General features: G+C 72.0%; 9 protein-coding genes. 4 read left to right on the top strand and 5 right to left on the bottom strand.

Annotated features, from left to right (window positions below; all coding sequences use genetic code 11):
- Positions 1-10 precede the first annotated feature (10 nt).
- On the bottom strand, positions 11-9,559 hold the full coding sequence (locus G4D83_RS33755; protein WP_163868993.1) for a tetratricopeptide repeat protein: 9,549 nt from the start codon (positions 9,557-9,559) through the stop codon (positions 11-13).
- 221 nt (positions 9,560-9,780) lie between these two features.
- Here G4D83_RS33755 and G4D83_RS33750 point away from each other — a divergent pair, with 221 nt between their 5' ends.
- Complete coding sequence (locus G4D83_RS33750) at positions 9,781-12,318, top strand: protein kinase domain-containing protein (RefSeq protein WP_240356898.1); 2,538 nt, start codon at positions 9,781-9,783, stop codon at positions 12,316-12,318.
- Between the two features lie 40 nt (positions 12,319-12,358).
- Here G4D83_RS33750 and G4D83_RS33745 read toward each other — a convergent pair whose 3' ends face one another.
- The 3 genes from G4D83_RS33745 to G4D83_RS33735 all read right to left on the bottom strand — a co-directional run bounded on the left by G4D83_RS33745 (position 12,359) and on the right by G4D83_RS33735 (position 19,588).
- Complete coding sequence (locus G4D83_RS33745; RefSeq protein WP_240356896.1) at positions 12,359-12,769, bottom strand: hypothetical protein; 411 nt, start codon at positions 12,767-12,769, stop codon at positions 12,359-12,361.
- A gap of 68 nt (positions 12,770-12,837) precedes the next feature.
- Positions 12,838-13,794 carry an NlpC/P60 family protein gene (locus G4D83_RS33740; protein WP_163868990.1) on the bottom strand — a complete coding sequence of 319 codons (957 nt, stop codon included), beginning with the start codon at positions 13,792-13,794 and terminating at the stop codon, positions 12,838-12,840.
- A gap of 73 nt (positions 13,795-13,867) precedes the next feature.
- Positions 13,868-19,588 carry a hypothetical protein gene (locus G4D83_RS33735; RefSeq protein ID WP_240356895.1) on the bottom strand — a complete coding sequence of 1,907 codons (5,721 nt, stop codon included), beginning with the start codon at positions 19,586-19,588 and terminating at the stop codon, positions 13,868-13,870.
- Between the two features lie 203 nt (positions 19,589-19,791).
- Here G4D83_RS33735 and G4D83_RS33730 point away from each other — a divergent pair, with 203 nt between their 5' ends.
- Both G4D83_RS33730 and G4D83_RS33725 read left to right on the top strand, forming a co-directional pair.
- Positions 19,792-20,298, top strand: coding sequence for a GNAT family N-acetyltransferase (locus tag G4D83_RS33730; protein WP_163868989.1), 507 nt, complete (start codon positions 19,792-19,794; stop codon positions 20,296-20,298).
- A 92-nt stretch (positions 20,299-20,390) separates the two neighbouring features.
- Positions 20,391-21,161 carry an endonuclease III domain-containing protein gene (locus G4D83_RS33725; RefSeq protein ID WP_163868988.1) on the top strand — a complete coding sequence of 257 codons (771 nt, stop codon included), beginning with the start codon at positions 20,391-20,393 and terminating at the stop codon, positions 21,159-21,161.
- A gap of 3 nt (positions 21,162-21,164) precedes the next feature.
- Here the strand turns inward: G4D83_RS33725 and G4D83_RS33720 are convergent, their stop codons facing one another.
- Complete coding sequence (locus tag G4D83_RS33720; protein ID WP_163868987.1) at positions 21,165-22,445, bottom strand: phospholipase D-like domain-containing protein; 1,281 nt, start codon at positions 22,443-22,445, stop codon at positions 21,165-21,167.
- A gap of 142 nt (positions 22,446-22,587) precedes the next feature.
- Here G4D83_RS33720 and G4D83_RS33715 point away from each other — a divergent pair, with 142 nt between their 5' ends.
- Positions 22,588-24,927, top strand: a complete 2,340-nt coding sequence (locus G4D83_RS33715) for an acyl-CoA dehydrogenase family protein (protein WP_163868986.1) — start codon at positions 22,588-22,590, stop codon at positions 24,925-24,927.
- The last annotated feature ends 63 nt before the right edge of the window (positions 24,928-24,990 follow it).

Below are 24,990 nucleotides of genomic sequence, written 5' to 3'. Positions count from 1 at the left end.
GGCTACACGGCTACCCGACGTCGAGCACGGAAAGGGCCACGGCCCGGAAGGCGCCCCCACGTGCGAGCACCGCGCCCACATCCACCCGCGCCGGGTCACTCCCTCGCACCTCGGCCTCCAGCCGCGCCAGGACGCGCCCCGCGGCGAGCGAGGCGGGGACCGCTCGGAAGGCCGTCACCGCCGCCGCCTCGAAGCCGGGCACCTCGCCGGGACGCGACAGCTTCACGCCGTCCGCGCCCAGCGCGAGCGCCAGCGCGCACAGGTAGCCCAGCTCCACCGTGCCGAAGCACGAGAGCGCACCCGCGCCCAGCACCAGCTCCTCCGCGTTGAGCAGGTACGCCTCCACGCCACCCGACGGGTCCACGCTCACCCGCAGGTGGCTTCCGCCCAGCGACGACAGCATGGGGCGCAGCGCGGAGAAGAGTCGCGGGAAGCGCTCGGCCGTCACCGGCAGCGCGTTCGGGGGCAGCGGATGCTCGAAGCCCGTGGGCACTGGCAGCGCGGACACCGTCGCGGCGGGCACCGTCGCCGTGCTGGAAGACAAGGCCGCGCCGACACCATCCGCGCGCTCGGCGGCGTCCCGACGCTCCAGCAGTCGCAGCGCCTCCGCGAAGAGCGTCCAGCCATCCACGTCCAGCGGAGTGGCGCGCAAGAGCTCCGGCCAGACGCGCACCGCGAACGGCGCGCCCTCAATCACCGGAGAGAGCCGCTCGCATGCGAGGCGGAGGACCTCGGCGGACAGGACTCCCGCGTCGAAGAGGCGCTCGGCGAGCCGCGCGGCGGGCGCGATGAGCTGCTCTTCCAGGTAGCCCCGGAGGATGGACTCCAACATCCCGGGCTCGTCGGTGAGCCGCTCGCGCAGCCGCAGCGCCTCGCCCGTGAGGCCGCGCTGCTCCGCGAGCCTCGCGCGGCGGGCCAGCCGCTCCTCGGTCTCCGGCAGCGCCTCCAGCTGTGCGACGGCGTCCGCCACCTGGCCCACGGCCTCGTAGGCATCCGCCAGGCGCTCGCGATGAGGCGTGGCCGCGTCGGGCCCCTCCTCCACCATCAACCGCTCCGCGAGCGACACGAAGACGGCGGGCTCCTTCGACTCGTCCACCAGCGCCAGCAGGTTGCGCAACGCGGGCAGGCTGGTGCCATCCGCGTCCAGCGCGAGCTCGAAGGCCGCGCGAGCCTCGGCGGGCTGGTCCAGCGGACTGAGCAGCAGCTCGCCGTGCTCCAGGTGCAGCGTGGCCCGGGCGCGGGAGTCCTCCTCTACCTCGATGAGCCGCGCCAGCGTGCGCGCGGCGGCGTCGAAGCGGCCCAGCCTGAGCTCCAGCGCATGACGCTCGCGCAGCAACGGCTTGCGACGCGACGTCCACCCCTCGGCGGCCATCAACAGCGCTTCCACTCGCGCCGAATCCGACAGCACGCGCACCCGGCCGAGCACCGCTTCCGAGAGCGCCACCGGGTGCTTCTCCAGCCCCGGCAACAACAGCGTGAGCCGGGTGCCGAAGTTCGCGTCGGATGACAGCTCGTCCAGGGCCCGCAGGCGCTGGAGCACCGGGGCATCCGCCGCGCGGAGGACTTCGTCGCGCAGTGTCACCGCGAAGGCCTCGTCGCGAGAGAGGGAGAGGGCCGCCAGCTCCAGAAGCCCTTCCGCGTCGCGCTCGGCGCGCAGGCCGTCCGCGAGCGCGGAGGCATGGGCCGCGTCCGTATCCGGCTGAGCGACGAGGGCCCACAGCGCTTCGCGTGTCCGCGCGGTGTCTCCGGCCTGCGCGGCCATGGCCAGCGCATCCGTCAGCTCGCCGGCGGCCATGGCGGGCGCGAAGCCCACCTGGAGCGCGCGCGTGAAGGCGCCCAGCCGACCGAAGCGCTCCGCCAATTCCGCGGGCTCGAGGATGTCTGGCGCCTCGGTGGCGATGCGCTCGATGACCTCCAGCGCCTCCCCGTGCTCGCCCGCCTTCTCCCAGAGGTCGGCGGCCTCCAGCAGCAGCGGCGGACGCTCCTCCGGCGAGGCGAGTCGCGCGGCCTGGAGCAACGCCTTCGCGGCGCGAGGGGCCTCGCCCAGGGCGCGATGCAGGTGGGCGATGCGCATCGCCGCGTCCACGTCCGGCTCGGTCGCCACGGCGGCCTTCGCCGCCTTCAGCGCATCCTGCAACCGGCCCGCGCCCTCGAAGCCCCGAGACGCGGACAGCAGGAGCACCAGTCGCTCGCGACCGGAGACCAGCTCCGCGCGCGCCACCTGTACCTCGGCCCGACGCGCGGGCACATCGCCCAGCAGCTTCTCCAGCTCCTCCAGCGCGATGGCGTAGCCAGCACCCGAGGCACCGCGCTCGACGACGGCCTCGAGCGCCTCGCGGGCCTTCGGCACCTGGTCCGCGTCACGGAGCAGTGAGGCCAGCTCCAGACGCAGGACGGACGCCTCATCCGCGTCCTCCAGGCGCGGCACCAGCCGCTCCAGCGCCTCCAGGAGTCGCGTCGTCTCCCGCCGCTCACGCAGGCCCGCCACCAGCGCACGCAGCGCGGTGACGTCCTCGGGAGCGGCGTCGGCCGCGCGCTGGGTCAGCTCCCAGGCCGCGTCCACATCCGCGAGCGACTCGGCGGCCACGGTGGCGGCGGCCAGGAGCAGCTCGGCGGCGCGGACGCCACCCGCGGCCTCGGCGCCGGACTCGTACACCGCCAGCAGGTCACCGTGACGACCCAGCGCGCGCAGGCCCGCCACCGCCCGGTCGATGATGGACGCATCCGCCGGACGCAGCCGAGCGAGCGGCAACAGCGCGTCGATGGCGTCCCTCGGGTCATCGAAGAGGTCCGCCGCGCGGCGGTACAGCACCTCCGCCGTCGCCGTGTCTTCCGCATACCGCGCGAGCTGCAACGAGGCCCGGTACAGGCCTGGCGCGTTGCCCGTGCGCGAGTGCACTTCCGCCAGCAGCGACAGCGCCTCACGGCCGCGCTCGCCCTCTGGCTCCAGCGACACCACCGACTCGAAGGCATCCGCCGCGTCGTGGTACGCGTTCGCGCCCAGCGAGGCATGGCCCAGCCGCAGCCACGTCCGCGCGCGCACCGTCACGGGCAGCGTCTCGCCCCCAGCCGACAGCAGGCGCCGGTCATACGGGCGCGCGGCGGCGGGGCCTCCACTCTGGGCGGCGAGCTCGGCGCGCGCGGACAGCGCCTCCACGTCGTCGCCGGAGCTGGACAGGTATACGTCGAAGGCCTCGGCGGCCAGCAACGCCTCGCCCGCGTCCAGCAACCGGGTGGCGCGCTCGCGCAGCAGCGGCAGCGATTCCTCGGGAGGCAGGGCCGCGGCGCGCAGGGCCAGCAACTCCGACAGCCGGCGCACGTCTCCGGCTGCGCGCTCACGCACACGCTCGAAGGCCTCCGCGCTCGCGGGGCTCAGCTCGAAGGCCCGGTCCTCGCACAGCAGCGCGCGCTCGCGAGCACCGACCGCGCGGAAGGACCGGGCGGCGGCGAGGTAGCTGTCCGCGGCATCGGCATCCGACTGGCGCTGGGCCCGGCGCAGCATCAACTCCGCGAGCGACTGCGGGTCCTGCGTCTCCTCCAGGAAGGCGCGGTGCCGCGAGAAGACGGGCTCGCGGAAGGGGTCGGCCTCCAGCAGCACGGCATCGAACTCGGCCGCGTCCGCGTGACGATTCACCTCGTGCAGCAGCTCCGCGGCCTGCGCGGTGAGGTCCAGGTCATCCGGTCGGGCGGACCGCGCGGCGATGAAGGCGGCGGCGGCGGCATCCGGACGCCCCGCCCTGTCGCGGTACAGCACGGCCGCGCGCTGGAGCAACGCCGCGCGACGCTCCGAGTCCGCCTCGCCCTCGGCGCACTCCTCGTACCAGGCGGCCAGCTCCGCCAGCCGTCCGTCCCGCTCCAGCAGTCGTGCCAGCAGCGTCTCGGCCTCGTCCAGCGAGCGGTCCTGCCGCAGCGCTCCGCGCAGGAAGCGCTCCGCTTCCTCCGTGTCCGAGAGCACGCCCAGGTGCAGCTTCGCCAGCCGCAACCGCAGCGCCGCCGCTTCCTTGGCGTCGTCCAGCAGGGGCAGCGCGCGCTCCAGCCAGAGGGCCTCGGCGTCGGCATCGTCCCGGCGCTCCGCCAGCGCCGCGCCCAGTCGCGCCGTGCCCAGGTCCTCCGCCAGCGAGAAGGCGCGGTCCAACGCGCTCTCCGCGGCGGACAGGTCCAGCTTCACGTCGCGCAGCAGCTCCGCGCGCCGACGCTCGCACGCGGCGGCCTCGGGTGCGCGACCCCGCGCCTCCAACAGGTCTCGCGCATCCGCCAGCGCCCGAAGCGCCTCGTCCGCGCGGCCCGTGGACTCCGCGAGTCGCGCCTCTTCGTCGTACGCCGCGAGCGTCGCGGCCACGTCGCCCACCTGGAGGCTGAGCGCGGCCACGTGGCGCAGCTCCGCGAGCAGCTCCAGCGAACGCCCCGTGTCGCGATACAACGACGCGAGCTGGAGGCGGAGCGGCAGCGGCGTCTGCGCCATCTCCGCCGCGCGCGCCAGGAGCGACGCCGCCACACCCGCGTCGGCGAGGGCGGCGCGCGCCTTCTCCGCGAGCACCACGAGCCGCCGCACTGTGTCCTCGGAGGGCGCCAGAGCCCGCGCGTGGGTGACGAGCACCTCGAACGCGCCGCGCGGGTCGTCCTTCTCCAACAGCGAGGAGAGACGCTGCACCGCGGGCTCGCACAACGGCCGCTCCAGCAGCAGCTTCCGGTACGCCGCCACCGCGCGCTTCGTCTCGCCCGCGCTCTCCGCCAGCTCCGCCAGCCGCAGCCAGGTGGACTCGGCCGCGTCGGGGTTCGCGGCGAAGTCCGCCGTCGAGGCCAGCGTCTCCTGGAGCGGCAGGGCCTCCAGCACCGCGCCGCGCAGGTAGAGCAACTCCGCCAGCGACGCCAGCTCCGCGCCCCGCGCCGGCACCAGCGAGTGTGCCTTGCGCGCCAGCTTCAGCGCGCGGTCCAGGTCCTGGGCCTCTCGCGCGTACGCGGCGCCCTCGCGAAGCAGCGAGGCGGCCTCGGACGTCGTGGCGCTCTCGGCGGCCGTCTCCAGCAGGGCCGCGGCCTCGCGCAGCTCACCGCGCCCGGCCACCAACGACACCAGCCGGCGTCGCACGTCCGCATCGCCGGGAGCGAACCGCAGCGACTGGCGCAGCGCCGCTTCGGCGGGAGCCGGCTGCTCCAGGCGCTCCAGGTAGAGCGACGCCAGCTCCGAGTACATCGCCGCCGCCTCGGACGGAGGAGCATGAGGCGCCTCGGCCGAGAGCAGCTCCGCCAGCGCGGCCCAGTCCTCCAGGGCTCGCAGCGCGCGCTGCAGGGAGACGGTGGCCTGCGCATGACGCGGTGCCAGCGCGAGCGCGGCCTTGAGGCTCTCCCGAGCGTCCGCGAGCTGTCCGCGAGCTTCGAGCAACGTGGCGCGAGCGAGCAGGGCCTCGACCCGGCGAGCCGTGGGGCCCTGACGCGCGGCCTCGGCGAGCGCGGCGACCTCCTCGTCCGGACGCTCGTCGCGGTGGGCCAGGTCGGCCAGGGCGAAGTAGGCGTCGCAGCGCTCGGCATCCGACGGGGACAGCGCCACGGCGGACACCAGCGCCTCGCGCGCGAGCCCCCGCTCATCCTTCTCCGACAGCACGACGGCCAGGGCGAGCAGCCGCTCCCGAGCGCGCGTGCCCAGTTGGGCATCGGCGACCACGGCGCGGCGCCACACTTCCAGCTCTCCCGCCTCGTCACCCGACTCGCGTGCCAGCTCCGCCAACGCGAGCAACAGCGCCGCGGGACGACGGGCCAGCTTCGCGGCCTCGGAGAAGTCCTCGCGCGCGGCGGTGATTCGACCGGTGGCGCGGTGGAGTACGGCGCGACGCGCGAGCAGCTCGGCGCGGTCCTCGCCCGTCGCCGACGACACCAGCGCGCCCAGCAACTCCAGGCGCTCGGCCTCCTCGTCCGACGAGCCGGTGCCCGGCGGAGGCAGCAGGTCGAGCAGCGCCTGCGCCGCCCAGGTGTCCTGCGGCTCCTCCAGGCGAAGGCTTCGCAGCGAGTCCACCGCGGCGCCAGCACGGCCGAGGACGAGGGACAGCTCCGCCAGCTCACGACGGGCCGCGCGCCGAGGCTCACCAGACAGGCGAGGCCACAACTCCACCAGCAGGTCAGCCAGTGCCTCGCGAGCGCCCGCCTTGCGGTGCAGGTTGACCAACTCCACGCGGGCGTCGAGGTCCTCGGGAGCCCGGATGCAGTACTCAGCCAGCAGGCGACGCGCGGAGTCCGTCTTGCCCGCGCGCACGGCGGCACTGGCGGCCTTGCGCGTGAGCGCCACCCGCTCCGCCTCGCGCGGCGCATCCGCGTCCACCGGAGGCAGCGCCAGCACCGCCTCGAAGTCCTCCAGCGCGGCGCGTGCATCGGTGGGCAGCTTCAGCTCACCGCGACGCTGACGCGCGGGCGCGAAGGTCGAATCGCGCTCCAGGGCCTCGGCGAGGAACGCCTCCTCGCGACTGGTACCCGCAGCCAGCAGCGAGGCGCGGTAGAGCAGCTTCGCGCCGGAGCGGGCCTCCGGCACCAGCACGGCGCGACGCGCGTACAGCCGGGCGGCCTCCAGCTTCTCGCCGCGCTCCAGCTCCAGCTCGGCCAGCGACTCCAGCACCTCGGCCGCCAGCGGGCCCTGGGGACTCGCCTCCAGCGCGGCCGTCAGGCGCAGCAGCGCGGCGGCCTTCTCGCCCCGCTCCAGCAGGGCGCGAGCGCTCTGGAGGAACAGGGGCGCGGCCTCCTCGGCGCGGTCGGCGCCCATCAGCGCCTGGGCACGGCCGGCCCACAGTTCGGCCAGGGCCTGCGTCTCGCCCGCCTCCGTGTAGAGCGACTCCAGCCGCACGGCCAGCGTGTCGTCCAGCCGGCGCAGCGGCAGCGCCTGCGCATACGCGGCGATGGCGCCCTCGCGGTCGCCCAACATCTCGCACGCGCGACCGAGCCGGGCGCGCACGTCCGCCAGCTTCTCCGGCGCGGCGGTGCGCGGCAGCGTGGACAGGAGCGACTCCAGCGCGCGTCGGGCGTGCTCGGGGCGCTCGCAGCGCAGCGACAGGTCCGCCAGGTCCAGCAGCACGGCGGAGTCCGGGGCCAGCCGCGCCGCCTTCTCCAGCGACACCAGCGCGTCACCCACGCGGCCCAGGCGGGCCTCCAGCACCCCGGCCAGCTCCCGCAGCGCCGCCGCCGCGAGGCGCTTGTCACCCTGCGCCTCCGCCACCCGCGCGCGCTCCTCCAGCGCCACGGCCAGCCCGGCCATGTCCGCGCGCTTGCGCTGCAGGGCGCACAATTCGCCCAGCGCCGGCAGGTCATCCGGCTCCGCGCGCAGCACTTCCTGGAGGGAGTGCACCGCGAGGTCCAAATCGAAGGCCAGGTCGCGCGCGGCCACCGCGAGGCGGCGGTACTTCTGCGCGCGCTCCTTCACGTCCGGCGCCAGTCGAGCCAGCGCGGACAGGCACCGCGTCAGCAGCGGTCCATCACGCCGCGCCTCGGCCAGGGCCAGCAACGACTCCAGCGCGGGCCGGTGGTCCGCGTCCGCCTCCAGCGCGAGCAGCAACAGCCGCTCCGCCTTCTCCGGCTGCTGGAGTCGACCGCGATACAGCTCACCCGCCTCGGCCCAGGACGCGGCGCGCTTCGCCGGCTCGTCCAGGAGCGCGGCGGACTTCTCCAGCGCGTCGGCCAGCTCCAGCGACTTCCCGGTGATGCGGAAGTACGGAATCAGCTCCTCGAGCGCCACCCCGTCGCGAGGGTCCAGCGCCAGCGCGGACTCGAGGTGCTCACGCGCTCGCGCCGGGTCTCCCAGGCGAGAGCGGTACAGCCGCGCCAGCGCATGATGGCTGGCGTGCGCGGCATGGCGGACGCCCTCGGAGCGAGGCGCGGGACCCGCCAGCTCCAGCGCCTGCTGGTAGCCCGCGAGCGCCTCCTGCAACCGGCCCAGTCCCTCCGCGACGCGCGCGGCGGCGAACAGCGGCTCCGCCTCGCCGGGCAGCAGGGACACCGCCTCGCGGTAGCGCAGGAGCGCGTTCTCCGGCTGCTTCAGGCCCTCTTCCCACACCCGGCCGGCCATCAGGTCGGCGTGGCCCACGCGGTCCAGCTCGTGCCGGGCCATGGACACTTCGCGCAGCCGGTCCAACGCCTTCAGCGCGCGCAGGTGCTCGCCGCCCCGGTGGCACAGCTCACCCAGCAGCAACAGCGCATCCGACTGGTCCGGAGACAGACGCAGCGCGGCCTCGCAGTGCAGGCGCGCTCCGGCGATGTCGTCCTCCGTCTGCGCGCACAGCCGGGCCAGGTGCACGTGTGCGTCGGCGGCCTCATGCGGGTCTCTCGCGAGCGCCGCCAACCGGCGGTAGGCCCGCACAGCGCCCGCCCTGTCACGCGCCTGGTCCGACGCGCGCGCCAGCGCCTTCAGCGAAGGCAGGTGGTCCGGCTTCAGGCCCAGCAACTCATGCAGCGCCTTCACCGCCACCTGGGGCGCGGTATCGCGAGAGCAGCGGGCCGCGGCCTCCGCGGAGAAGAAGGCCGCGGCCTCCTCCGAGGTGCGACGCGCCAGCGCACACAGCGCCAGGTAGCGCTCGGCGGCGCGGGCACCCTCGCCCCGGCGCTCGCGCACCACGGCCTCGCCCCACAGCGCGGCGGGGCTGCGGTCCCGACGACGCTGGAGCGTGGCGGCCACGTCCAGGGCCAGTTCGTGCGCCTGCGGGTCGGCCACCAGCAGAGACAAGAGCCGCTCGGCGGCGAAGGGGTGAGCCTCCTGCGCGTCTCCGGCCTGGAGGTATTGCTGCCGCGCCTCGGCCAGCCGCCCCTGGGCGATGAGTCCCTCCGCGTCCGCGAAGGCCCGCGCGCCCTCCAACGTCAGGAGCAGCTCCTCGTCCGGCGTGGCTGGAGGAGGCAGACCGCCCGCCGCGAAGCGCAGCTTCAAGCCCGTGCTCGACACCTCGGCGGCGGACAGACGCGCGGTGTCCAGCGACGGCATCTTGTAGCCACGGCTCACCGCCGCGAGCTGACACAGCGCGGGCAGCACCCGCGTGGAGAAGCCGGAGGCGCCGCGCACCTCCACGTCCGGCACCAGCGCCAGCGCGCCCACGGCGGCGGACAGAAGCCCCGGCACCTGCACCGACGGCGTGGAAGAGAAGCCGTACAGGCGCACGTCGTAGAGATAGACGGCGAGCTTCTCGCCATCCGCGTCGAAGGCCACCTTGAACGTGAAGGGCGTGCGCTCCGGCGCGGGCAGTCGGCCCTGCCCTTCCAGGTACCCGGGACGGAAGTGCAGCCGCAGCTCCTCCAGGCCCGCGAGCCGCCCCGCCAGCTCCGCCACCCGCCGCGTCACCAGATCCGCGTCGACGGACAGCTCCAGGAAGCCGAAGTGCAGCTTCTTGCGCTGATAACGCGTGGCCCCGGCGCTGACGTTGAAGGGGAAGCTGACGTCCGGAATCTGGAGCGCGAAGTCGGAGATGCGCAGGCCCGGAACGACTTCGAGCGCCGGGAAGCCCACGAACGCCCTGCGGTCCAGCAGGCGCAGCTCGGGCGTAGCGGCGCGCGCGTCGGGCGCCGCGGTGGGCTTTAGGGAGTCGCTCTCGTTGGCCATCGCGGGAGCCTGGAAACTACCACGGCCTCCAAGCGCCCGAAATTTATGACAATCCCCCGCCCGGGGGGCAGCCGGAGGGGCTTGGCGACCCCAGGGCCGCATGCGTTGTTCGTCATGCGCGCCGGGGCGAAGTCGGACAATATGCGCCCGGCGTGCTGGCTCCCGACTCCCTCGTCCTCGACGGTCGCTTCCGTGTACTCCGTCCATTGGGTTCGGGCGGAATGGGCGAAGTGTACCTGGGTGAACAGGTCTCCTTGGGCCGCAAGGTGGCCATCAAGGTCCTTCACCACGACCTCAACGCGCAGCCCGGCATGGCCGAGCGCTTCAAGCGCGAAGCCCGCCTCCTCTCCGCTGTCGAGCACCCCTCCGTGGTGCACATCGTCGACTTCGGTGAGTCCGGCGACCACGCCTGCCTGGTGATGGAGTTCGTGGAGGGCGAGAGCCTGTACGACGTGCTCACCCGGGGCGCCATGCCGCCGGGCCGCGCGCTGCCGCTGCTCCATCAACTCGCGGAGGGCCTGGCCGCCATCCACGACAAGGGCATCATCCACCGCGACTTGAAGCCGGAGAACGTCTTCATCTCCCCCGGCGCGCGCGGCGAGCAGGCCCGGCTGTTGGACTTCGGCATCGCCCGGCTGGTGGAACCGGACGCGCAGAGCAACGTCAGCCAGGTGGGCGTGGTGCTCGGCACCCCGGAGTACCTGTCGCCGGAGCAGGCGGTGGGCGCGAAGGTGGACACGCGCAGCGACCTCTACACCTTCGGCGTGCTCATCTACCGCGTGCTGTCGGGGCGGCTCCCCTTCGAGGGCCCGCAGGCGCGGCACTTCCTCGCGCAGCACGCCTCCCACGCCCCACTCCCACTGGACCGGGCGGCGCCCTCGCTGACGCGCTACATCGGCCTGTTGTCGCTGGTGATGCGCCTGTTGGAGAAGAACCCGGCGAAGCGACCCCAGAGCGCGCACGAGCTGGCGGATGCGCTGGCCGCCGCGCACTCGTCGCTGTCCGCCTTCACGCCTGGACTGGGGACTCCCGCCTACGTTGGCGCGCCCACCACCACCACGCCCTCCGGCACGTCCGTCTTCGGCGCGGGAGAAGCGACGAGCACCGGTGGCCCCAGCGGGACGTCCGTCTTCGGCGCGGGAGACGCGGCACCCGCGCCGCTTCCGAGCCGTAATAGCCAGCGCACCGCCGCCTTTGGCCTGGAGTCCTCGCCGGGCACGGACAGCGCGTCCCCCTCGCCCTCGGCGATGCGCACGGGCACGGCGGCGTTCGGGACGAAGCCCACGCTGTCCGGCAGCACGTCGACGGTGAAGCCGCAGAACCTGACGGTGATGCTCACCGACATCCAGGGCTTCACCGAGCGCACCAGCCGGCAGACGCACGAAGAGAACGCGCGGATGCTGGAGACGCATGACCGGCTGTTGATGCCGCTGGTGAGGGAGCACGAGGGACGGCTCGTGCAGAAGCGCGGAGACGCGCTGCTGGTGGTGTTCCGTTCGCCGACGTCGGGCGTGTTGTGCGGCATGGCCATGCAGGACCGGCTGTGGCGGCACAACCAGGCGCTGTCCCCCGAGGAGCGGCTGCACGTGCGCGTGTGCCTGCACGCGGGCGAGGTGCTGCTGACCTCCGACACCGTGCTGGGCGAGCCCATGGAGGTGCTCGAGACGGTGGAGCACGTCGCCGCCGCGGGCCAGGTGACCTTCACGGAGGCGGTGAACCTGGCGCGCAACCGCGCCGAGGCGGAGGTCGAACCCTGCGGCTCCATCACCCTCCCCGGCCGCGAGGAACAGCTCCAGCTCTACCGCTGCCAGCAGGTGGAGGAGGGACCTCCCTTCGGCAGTCGCTTCGAGAAGCAGAACGCCCTCGCGGTGCACCTGGCGCCGGCGGTCCAACGGACTCGCGCGGCGCTGGCGCCCATCTCCCGGGGGATACAGGCCGTCTCCAGTGCGCTGCGCTCGGGCAAGGCGCGACTGGGCACGGGCCTGACCCGCCTCAACGCGTTCCTGACGGTGCCGCCCAAGGTGAAGGAGGGCGTGAACAAGGCGGTGCTGCTGGCGCGTGCGCAGCCGCGCGCGACGATGGCCGTGCTCGGAGCCGTGGTGCTCCTGAGCGGCGGAGTGGCCGTCGTGCTGCATCTGAACAGCCCCGCCGTGCGCGCCATGTCGCTGCTCCAGGAAGGCAAGAAGGACGAAGCGCTGGCGCTGCTGAACGAGACGTCGAACGAGGAGCAGAAGCAGGCTCCGGTGCGGCGCGCCCTCGCGGCCACCCACCACGCCCTGGGCAACCACGACAAGGAGCGGGTACTGCTCACCTCGCTGGACCCGGACGGCCGCGCCTCGGTGGAGGACTCGCTGCTGGATGGGCTCGCGGAGGACTTCGGCGGCGGCGACAACGACAACTCCAAGGGCAGCACCAGCGACCTGCGCAGGCTGCTGAGCAACCTCCCGAAGGAGCGGGTTCGCCCGTACTTCGAAAAGCTCATCCAGGGCGAGTACTCACCGAAGCAGTGGGGCGCACTCCGCTACCTGGAGTCCGCCAAGCTGACGGAGGGAGTGGACCTGGTATTGGCCTACTCGAAGGCCCTGGAGGCGAAGGAGTGCAACGTGCGCAGACTCGCCGCCAGTCGGCTGGGCGCGCTGGGCAACATGGACGCGGTCCCCGCCCTCATCCGGCTCGCCGAGCTGAAGGAGACCAAGGGCGACTGCGGCCAGGGCGAAGCGAACAAAGCCATCAAGGCGCTGAACAGGAAGGGCGGCTGAAGCCCGGGCGGTGAGTCACCGCCCGAGCCTCCGGACGTGCTCAGTCGTCGTGCCGGGCGTGGCCCTTCTTCTTGCCACGGCCATGGTGGTGGTCGTCGTCATCCCAGTCGTCATCATCCCGGTCGCCACGCCGGGCCTTCACCTTCTCGTCCACCTTGAGCAGGTTGCGAGAGAAGGCGTCGTAATCCAGATGCAGATGGCCTTGTGCCCCGGGCGCCGAGGCGAAGAACTTCACCTTCCAGACGTCGTTGCCCGTCCGGTGCGCTTCCTTGAGCCGGCAGTCGAACCGGCGCGCGCGACACTCGCCGAAGCCCCGGTCCACCGCCTCCTTGTAGGACATGGCGGACGGACGAGGAGGAGGACGTGAAGGCGCGGGGCGGGGCGGTGAGCGCGAGTGGACGACACAGCCCGACGCGAGCAGCAAACCACCGACAAGCAGGGCGATTCTCATGCCCGCCATGACGCACCAACCGCGCGATGCTTCAAAGCCACGCGGGGTGCGAGGCACCGACTGGAAATCTACAGTCCGTCGGGAGAGGCGAAGGCCACGAACAGCTCGCCCGTGAGATACGCGCGTCCGCCCTTCGTCGCGGGCCGCAGGAAGTCATTCACCACGGGTCCGCCCTGCGCGAGCTGGTGCTTCTCCGGATACGACAGGTTCATCCGGCTGCGGGCCACGCCCTTGCTGCCCCGGTGGATGAAGGTGACGGTGCCGTCATCGGCCACACCCTCCACCACGCCGATGTGGGTCATCCCGTCATTGCGGCGGCCATCGCGATTGCGGTCATACGTCTCGCGGAAGAACACGAGGTCCCCGGGGCGCGGCGCGCGGTGATGCAGCCGCTTGCCCTCCGTGGCGCGACGGAAGATGGCGGACACGGCGTTCTCACCGGCCTGGAAGCCATGCGCCACCAGGTCGATGCCGGCGGAGAGATAGGCCAGGCGCACGAAGCCGGAGCAGTCATTGGGCATGCCCCGGCTGACCTTCGCGAGGTTGCGCTCACCGACGAGTTGCATGGAGCGCGTCACGATGAGCCGCGCCAGTTGCATCGGCGTGCGGTACGCATCCCAGAAGCCCGCCGCCAGGTCCGTGGACGGAGGGACGACGAGCGCGACGGCCTCCAGCGCGGCCGCGATGACGCCCGTCACCAGCGGTCGCTCCTTCTCCTCGGAGACGACGGTGGCCACGACGCGCGGAGCCACCTCGGCCTTCGGCGCCGCTGGCGCGTCGGACTTCACCGGGGGCGTCTGTACGTTCGCCGAAGTCCCGACCTCACCCGGTGCCACCGAGCCCACATCCTCGGCGTGGACCATGCTGGACGGCTCGGTGGAGGGCGCCGCCACGACCTGCTCGGTGGGTGCCACCGCCGCGAGTGGCGCCACCTCCAGGGCGGCCCCGACGTCGCGGGACTGCACGGTGGCGCAGCCGATGAGGGCACACAGCGGAACGGTGGCGAGCAGGCGAAGACGGGACAACCGGAGGCCCTTCCGAAAGTTGGCGCCGCATTCAATCCCACGTTTTTGGGGGTCCCGCCAAGAACTCGAAGTGTCAGCCCTCCCAGGTGGACAGCAGTGCGCGGACCCGCGCGTACCTCTGGAGGAGTGCGGCGCGGTGGGCGCTGAGCAGCACCATGGAGCCGATGACGACGAGGCCCAGGACGAACAGCGACGCGGCGGCGATGCGGTGGTCCCTCATGCCGAAGCGCACCAGGTTCGCCACGATGCACGTCACCATGAACGCGGTGCCCAGGTACACGTAGGAGCGGATGCGCAGGGCGATGCCGAAGCCCACGCCCACCACGCAGAGGAACACGCACAGCAGCATGGCGCCGCCGTCGTTGAACATCAGCGGCTTCCACGCCCCCGCCACGTAGATGACGGTGACGGCCAGCGCGCGCAGCCGTGCGTAGGTGTCCTCGTCGACGGCGCCTCGGAACACGCGCAGCAGCGCGAGCAGCGAGAGCCCCGCGGGGATGACGTAGAACTGCGGCTCACCGTTTCCGGTGCCCTGCCACACGAGGTAGAGCGCCACGTTGAAGGCCACCACCGACGCGAGCGAGGCCACCCCTCTGCGCGTCGGGTGCGACGCGAGCGCGGCGAAGTGCGCGGCATGGCCCACGAGCAGCGCGGCCACCTGGAGCGGCTCGCTCCACGGCGCGGAGAACAACCCCGCCAGCGGGAAGAGGAACGCGCCCCACAGCGCGGGCCCGCGGAAGACAACGAGGCTGGAGCCCTCGCGCTGCACGAAGAAGTAGAGGCCCGTGAAGAGGGCGCCGCCCACGAGCGCCGCGAGGCTGTCCCCGGTGCTCGGGTTGGCCCCCATGCCCAACAGGCGCACGGAGAGGTAGCCCAGCACGAGCACGGCCTGGGCGAGGAACGCCGCCGGCTCGTCCTTCTCCACGGCGGCGTGGCGAACCAGCGCGACGAACAGCACCGCCAGCGCCGTGCAGGCCACCAGCGCCTCGCGCAGCGCGCCTCCCGTCGCCCCCAGCATCGTCAGGCCGAGCAGGACCTCGCTGAGCGCGACGACGGTGAAGCCCAGCCCCACGCCCCGACGCACCTTCGCGCCCGCCACGAACAACGCCAGCGCGGCGAGCACGGCGCTGGCCGCGCCGAAGTGCGGGAGGATGAACTCCGAGCCGCGCCCGGATGAGAACACCGCGCCCAGGTGCATCAGCGCGCCGTGCGCCGCCGCGAGCGACGCCAGCCAGCCCACCACCTCGCGCTCGCGCCGACGCCACACCACCGTCCACGCGGAGGCGAGACCGAAGAGGAAGCACAGCAGCGTCGCCACGTGCTTCAGGTCATTCAGCGTGGCCAGCGACAACAGGGCCAGCACCCAGCCACCATGGTGCAGCGAGGCCCCGACGCGAACCCCTCGCTCGTCGAGCACCATGCCACTCACGCACAGCACCAGGCCCGCGCCGCTGATGACGGCGGGCAGCCACAACCACGGCACCGCGGCGACCAACGAGGCCGCGAGCAATCCGATGGCCACGTTCGCCATCCACCGCTCGCGGGCGAACATCAACACCAGCGACGTGAGGACCGCGCCCGCCGCCATGGGCGCCGAGAGCGCGCCCGGCCCCGCATCCACCAGTCGGCCCAGGAGCAGCAGCGCCAGCGCTCCGGCGCTTCCCACCCACAAGGGCTCGCTCCAGGTGCCCTCCAGCCCGGGCGTCAGCTTCGACGCCACCGCGCTGAGCGCACGCTGCACGCCACCCGCCTGACAGACGGCGGACAACAGGCCCACGCCCAGCGCCACCGCGACGAAGGCGAGCCCCGTCTCCGGCCTCCACTCCAGGAAGCGATGAGTCTCCGTCTGGCCCACGGTTGCTAGCGCGAGCACCCAGACGGCGGGCACCAGCAGCCACCGGCGAGACAGCAGGAACGCGGACGCCGCCACCACGGCCGCCAGTCCCACGAGCCGTGGCTGCGAAGGCACATCCAGCACCGGCACCACCGCGACGGCCAGCGCGGTGATGACCGCGGCGCGCCGCAGGTAGACATCCGCCGGGCTTCGGAAGAAGGCCCACAGCGAGGACGGCGCATGGTGCTCGGCCAGCGCCACGGCGAGCAGCAGGACGGTGACGACAGGCCGTGCCTCCGGAATGACGAGCAGCAGGAGCGCGGCGCCACACACGCGCATGAACGGGCGAGGCCCTGGCATCAGCGCCAGTGACGCCGTGAGGAAGTACACGGACACGGGCTCCATCCACGGCGACATCAGCATCATCGAGGTGAGGCCGGCGAGGCTCACCTGCATCCACATGGACAGCGTGTCACTGTCCACCTGCTCCCGGGAGCGCATCAGCAGGGAGCTGAACGCGGGCAGGTGCGCGGCGGCCCGCGCCACGGCCAGCGACACCAGCGGCAGCGCGTACGCCCAGGTCGGCGGAGCACCGCCCATCGCCAGGAAGCCGGCGAAGGCGTACGGCACCGAGAGGCTGGCCAAGAAGGGCTGCCGGTTGGCGCGCGTCCACAACAGCGGAAGCAGCATGGCGCCCGCTACCATCCACGCGGGATGCGCGTCGTCCCAGCCCACCACCACGAGGGCCAGCACCAGGGCCGACGCCAGCGTGGCCACCCCCGCGAAGCGCTTTCCGCCCGTGCCCACGGCCAGCACCGCTGGAACCTCCTCCGCCACGGCCAGCACCGCCAGCACGGCGGACAACCCCAGCAGCGCCAGCGGCCCCTCCGAATACAATCCCATCGTCGCGTACAGCGCGGCCACCGCGACGCTGAACCCGGCCGGTATCGCCCGAGCGGTGAGCAGGGCCGCGAACGCCGCGCCGACCAGGAACAAGCCCTCCTGGGAGTTCCGCGCCTGCTCCACGGCGACCAGCGGGAAGATCCACGTCACCACGGCGGCGGTGATGGTGCTCGCGCTGCGACCCCAGCGCGCAGCGCAGAGTGAGGCGCCCAGGCCCCAGAGGATGAACAACCCCAGGGACATCCCCGGCTTCATCATTCCGTGCCAGGGCGCGTAGAAGTTCGAGATGTCGGGGAGCAGCGCGAAGGCGCCGAGCACCACCGCCAGGGGCCGGACGCCACGCAGTATGCGCGACGACACGGCGACGGCCGCCGAGGAGAGGAGCACCACCATGCCCAGTCCGCTCACCTCGCCGATGACGCCGGACGCGAAACCGAACACCGCGTAGAAGACGGCGACCACGCCCAGCAGACGCAGCACCCTTCCGCGCTCGGCGAGCACCGCCAGGGCCAGCGCCACGAAGACCAGCGAGAACGACATCGCGGTGGAGGACACCTGGACCGCGAACTTCGGAACGAGGGCCGCCACCAGCAGGGCGGCATAGGCCAGGGCGTACTCGTTCCGGAGCGTCCACGCGACGATGAGCATGCTCACGGCGCACAGCACCGCGCCCGTCATGCCCAGGAAGCTGAAGTCGCTGAAGAGCCCCAGGCAGAAGCCCCCGGTGGCCACGAGGCCCACGATGGGCGAAAGCAACGCGCGCGTCCGCGCCGTGCACACCGTGCAGACACCCGCGAGCGCGAGCACCAGCAGTCCGGACACGACGGAGGTGGCTGGATTCGAGAGCACGCTGACGCCCAACACCGGCACCAGCAGCGACAGCAGCGCTCCGACCACCTTCAGGTTGAAGCGGTCCACCAGCAGGCCGGTGGCCAGACACACGATGGACAGCCCGAGCGCGCTCCAGAAGGCCGGGCGCATGTCGGGCCCCGCCATGCCGTAGAAGGTGAAGACGACGCTGGCCACGGCGGTGGAGCGGAACAGCACCTCCGCGAAGGCGATGTCCCGTGCATTGCCCGTGCGCTCACCGCGCCACAGGCGCGACACCGCGAGCACGACGCCCGCGAGCACGAACGGAAGCGCCGTCAGGGCGCCGTACTGCACGGGCAGCTTGTCCGCGACGGGATAGCCCAGCGAGGCCTTGAACGCCTCAAGCAGGCGCCTCAGGGGCCCGGGAACGAGCTGCCCGCTGGTGGCATAGGCGAAGTAGGACGCCGCATAGGCGGGGTACACCCACGGGAGGCGACCGATGGCTCCGCGCGCCAGGGACACCAGCGTCCAGGTGAGGATGGCGGCGGTGATGAAGAAGGTCGGCGGCGGCGCACCGATTGCGGCCACCAGACACATCACCTGAAGCGAGGCCACACCCAGGGCCAGCGGGTCCGCCGCGCGCTCGGGAGGAAGCGAGCGGAAGCGCTGCGCGGCGGCGAGGACGAACGCGATGAAGGGCGCGTAGACGCTCACCTCCGGCGGGGTTCCGGCCGCGGCGAGCGCCACGTGGAGGCGAACGGCGTAGATGACGAGCAGGTAGAGCGACGCGCCCAGGGCGAAGGTGAGCGCGGTGCCCTCGCGCGGCTTCGGCACGGGCCGGGAGGACAGGAGGAAGAAGAGGACGCACGGCAGGATGTTCAGCCACAGCGCGGCGCTCCCGAGCTTCGCGGCCAGCGGCGCCAGCCCCATCATCAGCGTGCTCGCGATGAGGGCCACCTGGACGAAGGGACGGGAAGGCGCGTCGTACGCATCCGCGGGCTTGCGCACGAGGAAGGCCGCGCCCACGGACCAGCCGAGCAGCAGCGGGATGAGCGTCATCGTGTTGACGCCCCCGAGGTTCAGCGCATCTCCGAACTCCAAGGGCCCCAGCGCGATGCCGACGAGCGGCGCGGACGCGGAGCCGATGATTCCCAGCATGCGCCCGGCACCGCGCAGCTCCTCCTTGCGGGCGAGGTAGCCGCCCAGGAGGGAGAAGCCGGCGGAGGAGACCGTCGTCATGAGGAAGACGATGAGCGAGCGGTGGACGGAGGAGATGCCCGCCCAGCTCTCGAAGACCAGATAGACGGTGCTCGAAAGGATGAGGAAGGCGCCGATGAACCACGGAATGCGCTCGTAGAGGAACGGCTTCCACACCGTGCTCCACGTGGAGACTTCCTCGACGAGTCGCGCCGTCGCGCTCCGGGGCGGAGGCGCCTCGAACGAAGGCTGCGAGGGATTCTCCGGCAGCGGATGCGCATCCGCCCCAGGCCGCGTCGGAGGACGCACCCGACTCTGGGCACCCGAACGGGCCTCTTGGGATTCAGCCCCTGTCTGCGAGTCGGAGGCCGGACCATGAGGTCCCGACGCGGCACCATGTCGCGAGGACCGCGCCGCCTCCACGGAGGCCGCCAGCAGTCGCGCCGCTTCCTCGCCCTTGACCACCGAAGCGCCCGACGCCGCCCGCGCCGCGGCGGCTTCCCGCGCCGCCTCATCCCGCGAAACCACCAGACCCTGCAGGCCAGCGTCCTGCTGCGAGGCGACGGAAGGCTCCACGACATCCGAAGCCGCGAAGTTCGTCACACCCGCGCGCGCCAGCTCCTCATCCGAGAGCCCCGAGACTGAGAGATGCGCCGCATCCGCCCGAGCCACTTCCTCGCCCGAAGCCGAGAAGCCCGTCACATTCGAGTGCACCGCTTCCACGTCCGAAGCGTCCGCGACCGCGTGATGCCCCACGCCCGCCTCGGCCGAGCCCGCCATCTCCGGCGAAGCCATCGCGACAGGCGCGGGAGACTCGGCGAGCACGGACAGGAGGATTCGAGACTGACGCTCGTAGCGCTCCGAGAGGAAGCGCCGGACGTTGGAGGGAACCTCCGAGGTATCCCAGCGGGTCAGCTCGGACAGGAGGAAGTGGACGTGAGCAAGCTCCGCTTCCAGCTCGGAACGGGGGCGCGAGGTCATCGCCGTGCCACACATGGCGCACTGGCTGAAATGACCCAGGCGCTCCTGTCGGCAGTCAGGGCAGTACATGGGGTTCCCCCTCTACAACGGACATGCCACGCAGAATGCCCGGGTTCTCCCACGGGAGGAAACCGGACCATCGACTCCAGGTGCGTCGGTCGTGTGCCACCTGTGCAGCCGGGTGCACAACAGGTGCGTGCACCCCGACGCACCCGTCAGGCCCCTGGGTCCCGCTGGCCCTCGGCCCCCTTCCATGAAAACGTCATCCCCGCATGAGCACAGACGAGCTGCGACTGCGTCCCATCCAGGTTGAAGACAACCCTCACGTCGCCGCCATCATCCGCGCGGTGATGCCGGAGTTCGGCGCGGATGGCCCCGGCTTCGCGCTGCATGACGCCGAGGTCGACACCATGACCGCCGCCTACGCGCATCCTCGCCACGCCTATTTCGTGGTGGAGCGCGCGGGCAAGGTGCTGGGCGGCGGAGGCATCGCGCCACTGCAAGGGGGCGACCCCAGCGTGTGCGAGCTGCGCAAGATGTACTTCCTGCCCGAGGTCCGAGGATTGGGAGCCGGCGAGCGCATGGTGCGCCGCTGCCTCGACTTCGCCCGGGAGGCGGGCTTCCAGCGCTGCTACCTGGAGACCTTCGCTTCGATGACCCAGGCCCAGAAGCTCTACCGACGCCTGGGCTTCGAAAAGCTCTGCGCCCCCATGGGAAGCACCGGGCACTTCGGCTGCGACCACTGGTACGCGCTGGACCTGACGAAGCCGAGCGCCTGACGCGCCCCCTGCCCCACCACCGGGCAGGAAGCACCCACGAGCCCCCGCATCAACAGGCCCTCACCTTCCCTCGAAACCCAGGGAGGCGAGGGATGTCGACGGCACCTCGAAGAAATCGCAGGGCCCCGTCCAGCACGAGCCCGCGGACCGCGCGCGCGAAACCCACCCCAGGCGTCGTCACGGAGCCCGAGCCGCGGCCCGACAAGGTCCCCTTCGACATCGACGACGTGCTGGCGCGCGTGCGCGAGTCGGTGCGCGACTTCGCGGACGCGGCGATGTTCGCGCTCTCCGCACGAGGCCACGACAGCCTCTTCGAGCAGCTCGTCGCCTGCATCCTCTCCATCCGGACCCTCGATGAAGTGAGCCTGCCCGCGGCGCTCGCGTTGCTCCAGCGCGCCTCCACTCCGGAGGCACTCGCGCGCATGAGCTCCGACGACATCGACGCCCTCATCCGCCCCGTCACGTTCCACGAGGCCAAGGCGCACCAACTCCACGCCATCGCCGTGCGCACCCGGGACGAGCTCGGAGGCACCCTGCCCTGCGACGCCCAGGTGCTCCAGTCCTTCAAGGGCGTGGGCCCCAAGTGCGCGCACCTGGCGCTCGGCATCGCGTGCGGCCACGAGGCCATCAGCGTGGACATCCACGTGCACCGCGTGACGAACCGCTGGGGCTACGTGAAGGCCCGCTCCCCCGAGGCGACGATGGCCGCCCTGGAGACGCAGCTCCCGCGCAAGTACTGGGTGGAGCTGAATCGCCTGCTGGTGCCCTTCGGCAAGCACGTGTGCACGGGCTCGCGGCCCAAGTGCTCCACGTGCCCCGTGCGCGACGCCTGTCGTCAGGTCGGCGTGACGAACCCGCGCTGACCGTCAGCGGTCATGGCCCACCAACTGGGTCGCCCTGCGAGCCAGTCGTCGCCACGGGTTGGTGCGGCCGCCGTTCTCCAGGGAGATCTCCTTGGAGACACGCAGGTCCTTGGCCCAGCAGCGCTCCATCTTCCGCACGAACTCCGCGTCGTTGATGACGAGCGAGCCCTCACCCAGCTTGTTGAGCGACAGCGAGTCCAGGTTGGTGGAGCCCACCACCGCGAGCCAGTCATCCACGAGCATCGTCTTCGCGTGCATCATCGACGGCTGGTACTCGTAGATGCGCACGCCCGCATCCAACAGGCGCTCATACGTGGAGCGCTGCGAGGCGCGGATGACCTTCACGTCGTGGATGGGCCCGGGCCCCAGGACGCGAATCTCCACGCCCTGCCGGCACTTCTCCTCCAACTGCTCCAGAATCTCGTTGGGTGGAGAGAAATACGCGTTGGCAATCCAGAGCCGCTCGCGAGCGGCGGCGATGACCATGCGCACCATGCGCTCCGCGTCGGTGATGCCCAGCTTGCCCGAGCTCTCCACGAAGCACGCCTCGGCATCGCCCACCAACATAGGCTCCGGGAAGGTGCTCGGCGGCAGCAGCCCTCCGCCCGCCTCCTGCCAGTACCGCGAGAAGGTGAGCTGCATCTCACGCGCGGAGGGGCCCTCGACGCGGACGCTCGTGTCGCGCCACTCCTCGGGGGCCTGACCGTTGCCCTCCCAGACCTTCCAGAAGCCGAAGCCGCCCGTGTAGGCGATGCGCCCGTCGACGACGACCAGCTTCTGGTGCGTGCGTCCCAACAGCCGCCCCATCACCTTGCCCGCGAGCAGCCGGTAGTAGTGCACCTCCACGCCGGCCTCACAGAGGACCTTCTCGACCTTCTGGTCGAAGTCCTTGTCGCCGCGAAGCTCCTCACTGCCCACCGGGTCCACCACCACGCGGCACGCCACTCCCGCGCGGGCGCGCTCCACCAGCGCCGCCACGATTCGGTCCGACACGTCACACGGTCGCCAGATGTAGACCATGATGTGGACGCTCTCCCGCGCCGAGCGGATGTCCTCCAACATCCGGTCGAAGACCGCGCCGTTGTCCAAGAGCTCCAGCTTGTGCCCCGGCATCAGCGCGGCGCCCGTGGACTGATAAAGAGAGAACGAGAAGCCCTGGGGCCCGGGAGGCAGCACATACGGGCCATGCATCTCGTGCTCGCTGCGCTCCCGCGCGCCGTCGAAGCCGTGGGCTCCGGGCTGGGGAAGAATCTCGATCTCCGACAGGTCCTGGGACTCGTCCATGACGTGGCAAGCTAGGAACACTTCCTCGCCCCGGCATGCAGGGCCTGCCCGCCTGCCCGACAGCCGAGCGCTCTCTTCCATTGCCGCCCGGCGCCATGCTGGCCACACTGCGCCCGTTCCCTCGCCTGATGGAGTACCGACCATGGTGGAAGAGATTCGTCCAACCGCGAAGGAGCTGCTGTCGCTGCCGCGCCTCGCGCCCCTGGTGCCCATGCTGTACGTGGCCTGGACGGACGGAGAGCTGACACACGCGGAGATTCGGATGCTCGGCGCCGCCGCCCGCGCCCAGCCCTGGTTGGACCTGCGCTCCACCACCGTGCTCGCGCGCTGGTTGGACCCGCTGCTGCCGCCCACGTCGAACGAGCTGGCCCTGGTGCGCGAGCACATCCGCTCCGCCGCCGCGCGCCTGTCGCTCAGCGCCCAGGACAGCCTCGCGGAGCTGGGCGCGAAGCTGGCCGAACTGGTCTCCGGTACCACGGAGCTCCCCCCCTCCGTCCCCGAGCTGGTGCGCGCGCTGGCATCAGTCGAGGCGGTGCTGGGCGTCTCCAGCCGGGATGCGGTGCGCGCCCTCGTCCCCTCCGCCGGGCACGAGCCGCGCCGCATCGGCCCCACCGAGCCCACCTCCTTCGCGCCCGAGGCGCTGCGCGCGGTGCTGGACCGCAAGTACCCGGACGTCCGCGCGAAGGTGCGCACGTGGCTGGAAGACCCGGCCTTCCGCCAGCAGCCCACGCTGGACACGGCGAAGCAGCGCGAGCAGACCTTCACCTGGCTCAAGCAGCTCGCGGACGAGGGCCTGGGCCACATCGCCTTTCCCGAGGGTGACGAGGCGGGCGCGGACCTGGGCGCCTTCATCGCCGCGTTCGAGACGCTGGCGCTCTTCGACATGAGCCTCGTGGTGAAGGCGGGCGTCCACTTCGGCCTGTTCGGCGCGAGCATCCTCTTCCTCGGCACGGAGCGGCACCACCGCGAGTACCTGCCGAAGGTCGCCACGCTGGAGCTGCCCGGCTGCTTCGCGATGAGCGAGCTGGGCCACGGCTCCAACGTGCGCGACGTGGAGACGGTGGCGCGCTACGACGCGGAGGCCGGGAACTTCCTGGTCCACACGCCGACGGAGTCCGCGCGCAAGGAGTGGATTGGCAACGCCGCGGTCCACGGCCGCATCGCCACGGTGTTCGCGCAACTGGAGGTCGGCGGCAAGGGCCTGGGCGTGCACGCCATCCTGGTGCCGCTGCGCGACGCGCGGGGCCAGCTGATGCCCGGGGTGCGCATCGAGGACTGCGGCCGGAAGATGGGGCTCAACGGCGTGGACAACGGCCGCATCTGGTTCGACCACGTGCGGGTGCCTCGGGAGAACCTGCTTGACCGCTTCGGCCAGGTGAACGCCGAGGGCGAGTACACCAGCTCCATCCCCAGCGACGGCCGGCGCTTCTTCACCATGCTGGGCACGCTGGTGGCGGGCCGGGTGAGCGTGGCGTGCGCGTCCTTGAGCGGGGCCAAGAGCGGGCTGACCATCGCCGTGCGCTACGGAGACATGCGCCGGCAGTTCGGTCCTCCGGGCGCGCCGGAGGTGCGGCTCCTGGACCACCAGACGCACCAATTGCGCCTGCTCCGGCCGCTGGCGAAGACGTACGCGCTCGACTTCGCGCTGGAGTACCTGGTGGAGCGCTACGTGAAGCGCACCGAGGAGGACGCCATGGAGGTGGAGGCGCTGGCGGCGGGCCTCAAGGCGTATGCCTCGTGGAACGTGACGTCGGTGCTCCAGGAGGCGCGCGAGGCGTGTGGAGGCCAGGGCTACCTGGAGGCCAACCGGCTGTCGGGGCTGAAGGCGGACACGGACATCTTCACGACCTTCGAGGGCGACAACACGGTGCTGATGCAGTTGGTCGCCAAGAGCCTGCTGACGGACTACCGGCAGCGCTTCGAGGACGACCGCGTCTTCGCGGTGCTCAAGCTCATCGCCGAAAGGGCCACCGCGGTGGCGGACCGCAACCCCATCGCGGCGCGGCGCACCGGCAGCGAGCACCTGCGCGACAGCGAATACCAGCTCCGGCTCCTGCGCTACCGCGAGGAGGACCTGCTGGCCTCGGTGGCGAAGCGGCTGCGCAAGCGGATGTCCGCGGGCATGGAGGCCTTCACCGCCTTCAACCAGGTCCAGGCGCACCTGGTGGCGGTGGCGCACGCGCACATCGAACGCGTGGTGCTGGAGCAGTTCCTCCACGGCGTGGCGACGGTGAAGGACGAGGGCCTCAAGGTGGTGCTGGGCCGGCTGTGCGACCTCTATGGCCTGTCGTGCCTGGAGTCCTCGAGCGGCTGGTTCCAGGAGAACGGGCTGATGGAAGGCAACAAGGCCCTGGCCATCCGCAAGGAGGTCGTGAAGCTCTGCACGGAGCTGCGGCCGGACGCGGTGGCGCTGGTGGATGCGTTTGGCATTCCGGACGCCTGCCTCGCCTCGCCCATCGGACTGGGCCACCTGTCGGCGTGACGTGAGGTGAACACTCGCGGGCCCTGGGGGGCTGACGGCCTGGGTGGGGCTGCGCAGCTTCCC

Origin of the sequence: Myxococcus eversor, assembly GCF_010894455.1 — a bacterium.
GTDB classification, from domain to species: Bacteria; Myxococcota; Myxococcia; order Myxococcales; family Myxococcaceae; genus Myxococcus; species Myxococcus eversor.
This window is presented reverse-complemented; position numbering and strand designations above follow the sequence as displayed.

Coding starts and splice junctions, on each gene's coding strand:
- G4D83_RS33720 (WP_163868987.1), bottom strand. CDS start 22,445: ATGGACGAGTCCCAGGACCTGTCGGAGATCGAGATTCTTCCCCAGCCC.
- G4D83_RS33755 (WP_163868993.1), bottom strand. CDS start 9,559: ATGGCCAACGAGAGCGACTCCCTAAAGCCCACCGCGGCGCCCGACGCG.
- G4D83_RS33745 (WP_240356896.1), bottom strand. CDS start 12,769: ATGAGAATCGCCCTGCTTGTCGGTGGTTTGCTGCTCGCGTCGGGCTGT.
- G4D83_RS33750 (WP_240356898.1), top strand. CDS start 9,781: ATGGGCGAAGTGTACCTGGGTGAACAGGTCTCCTTGGGCCGCAAGGTG.
- G4D83_RS33735 (WP_240356895.1), bottom strand. CDS start 19,588: ATGTACTGCCCTGACTGCCGACAGGAGCGCCTGGGTCATTTCAGCCAG.
- G4D83_RS33715 (WP_163868986.1), top strand. CDS start 22,588: ATGGTGGAAGAGATTCGTCCAACCGCGAAGGAGCTGCTGTCGCTGCCG.
- G4D83_RS33730 (WP_163868989.1), top strand. CDS start 19,792: ATGAGCACAGACGAGCTGCGACTGCGTCCCATCCAGGTTGAAGACAAC.
- G4D83_RS33725 (WP_163868988.1), top strand. CDS start 20,391: ATGTCGACGGCACCTCGAAGAAATCGCAGGGCCCCGTCCAGCACGAGC.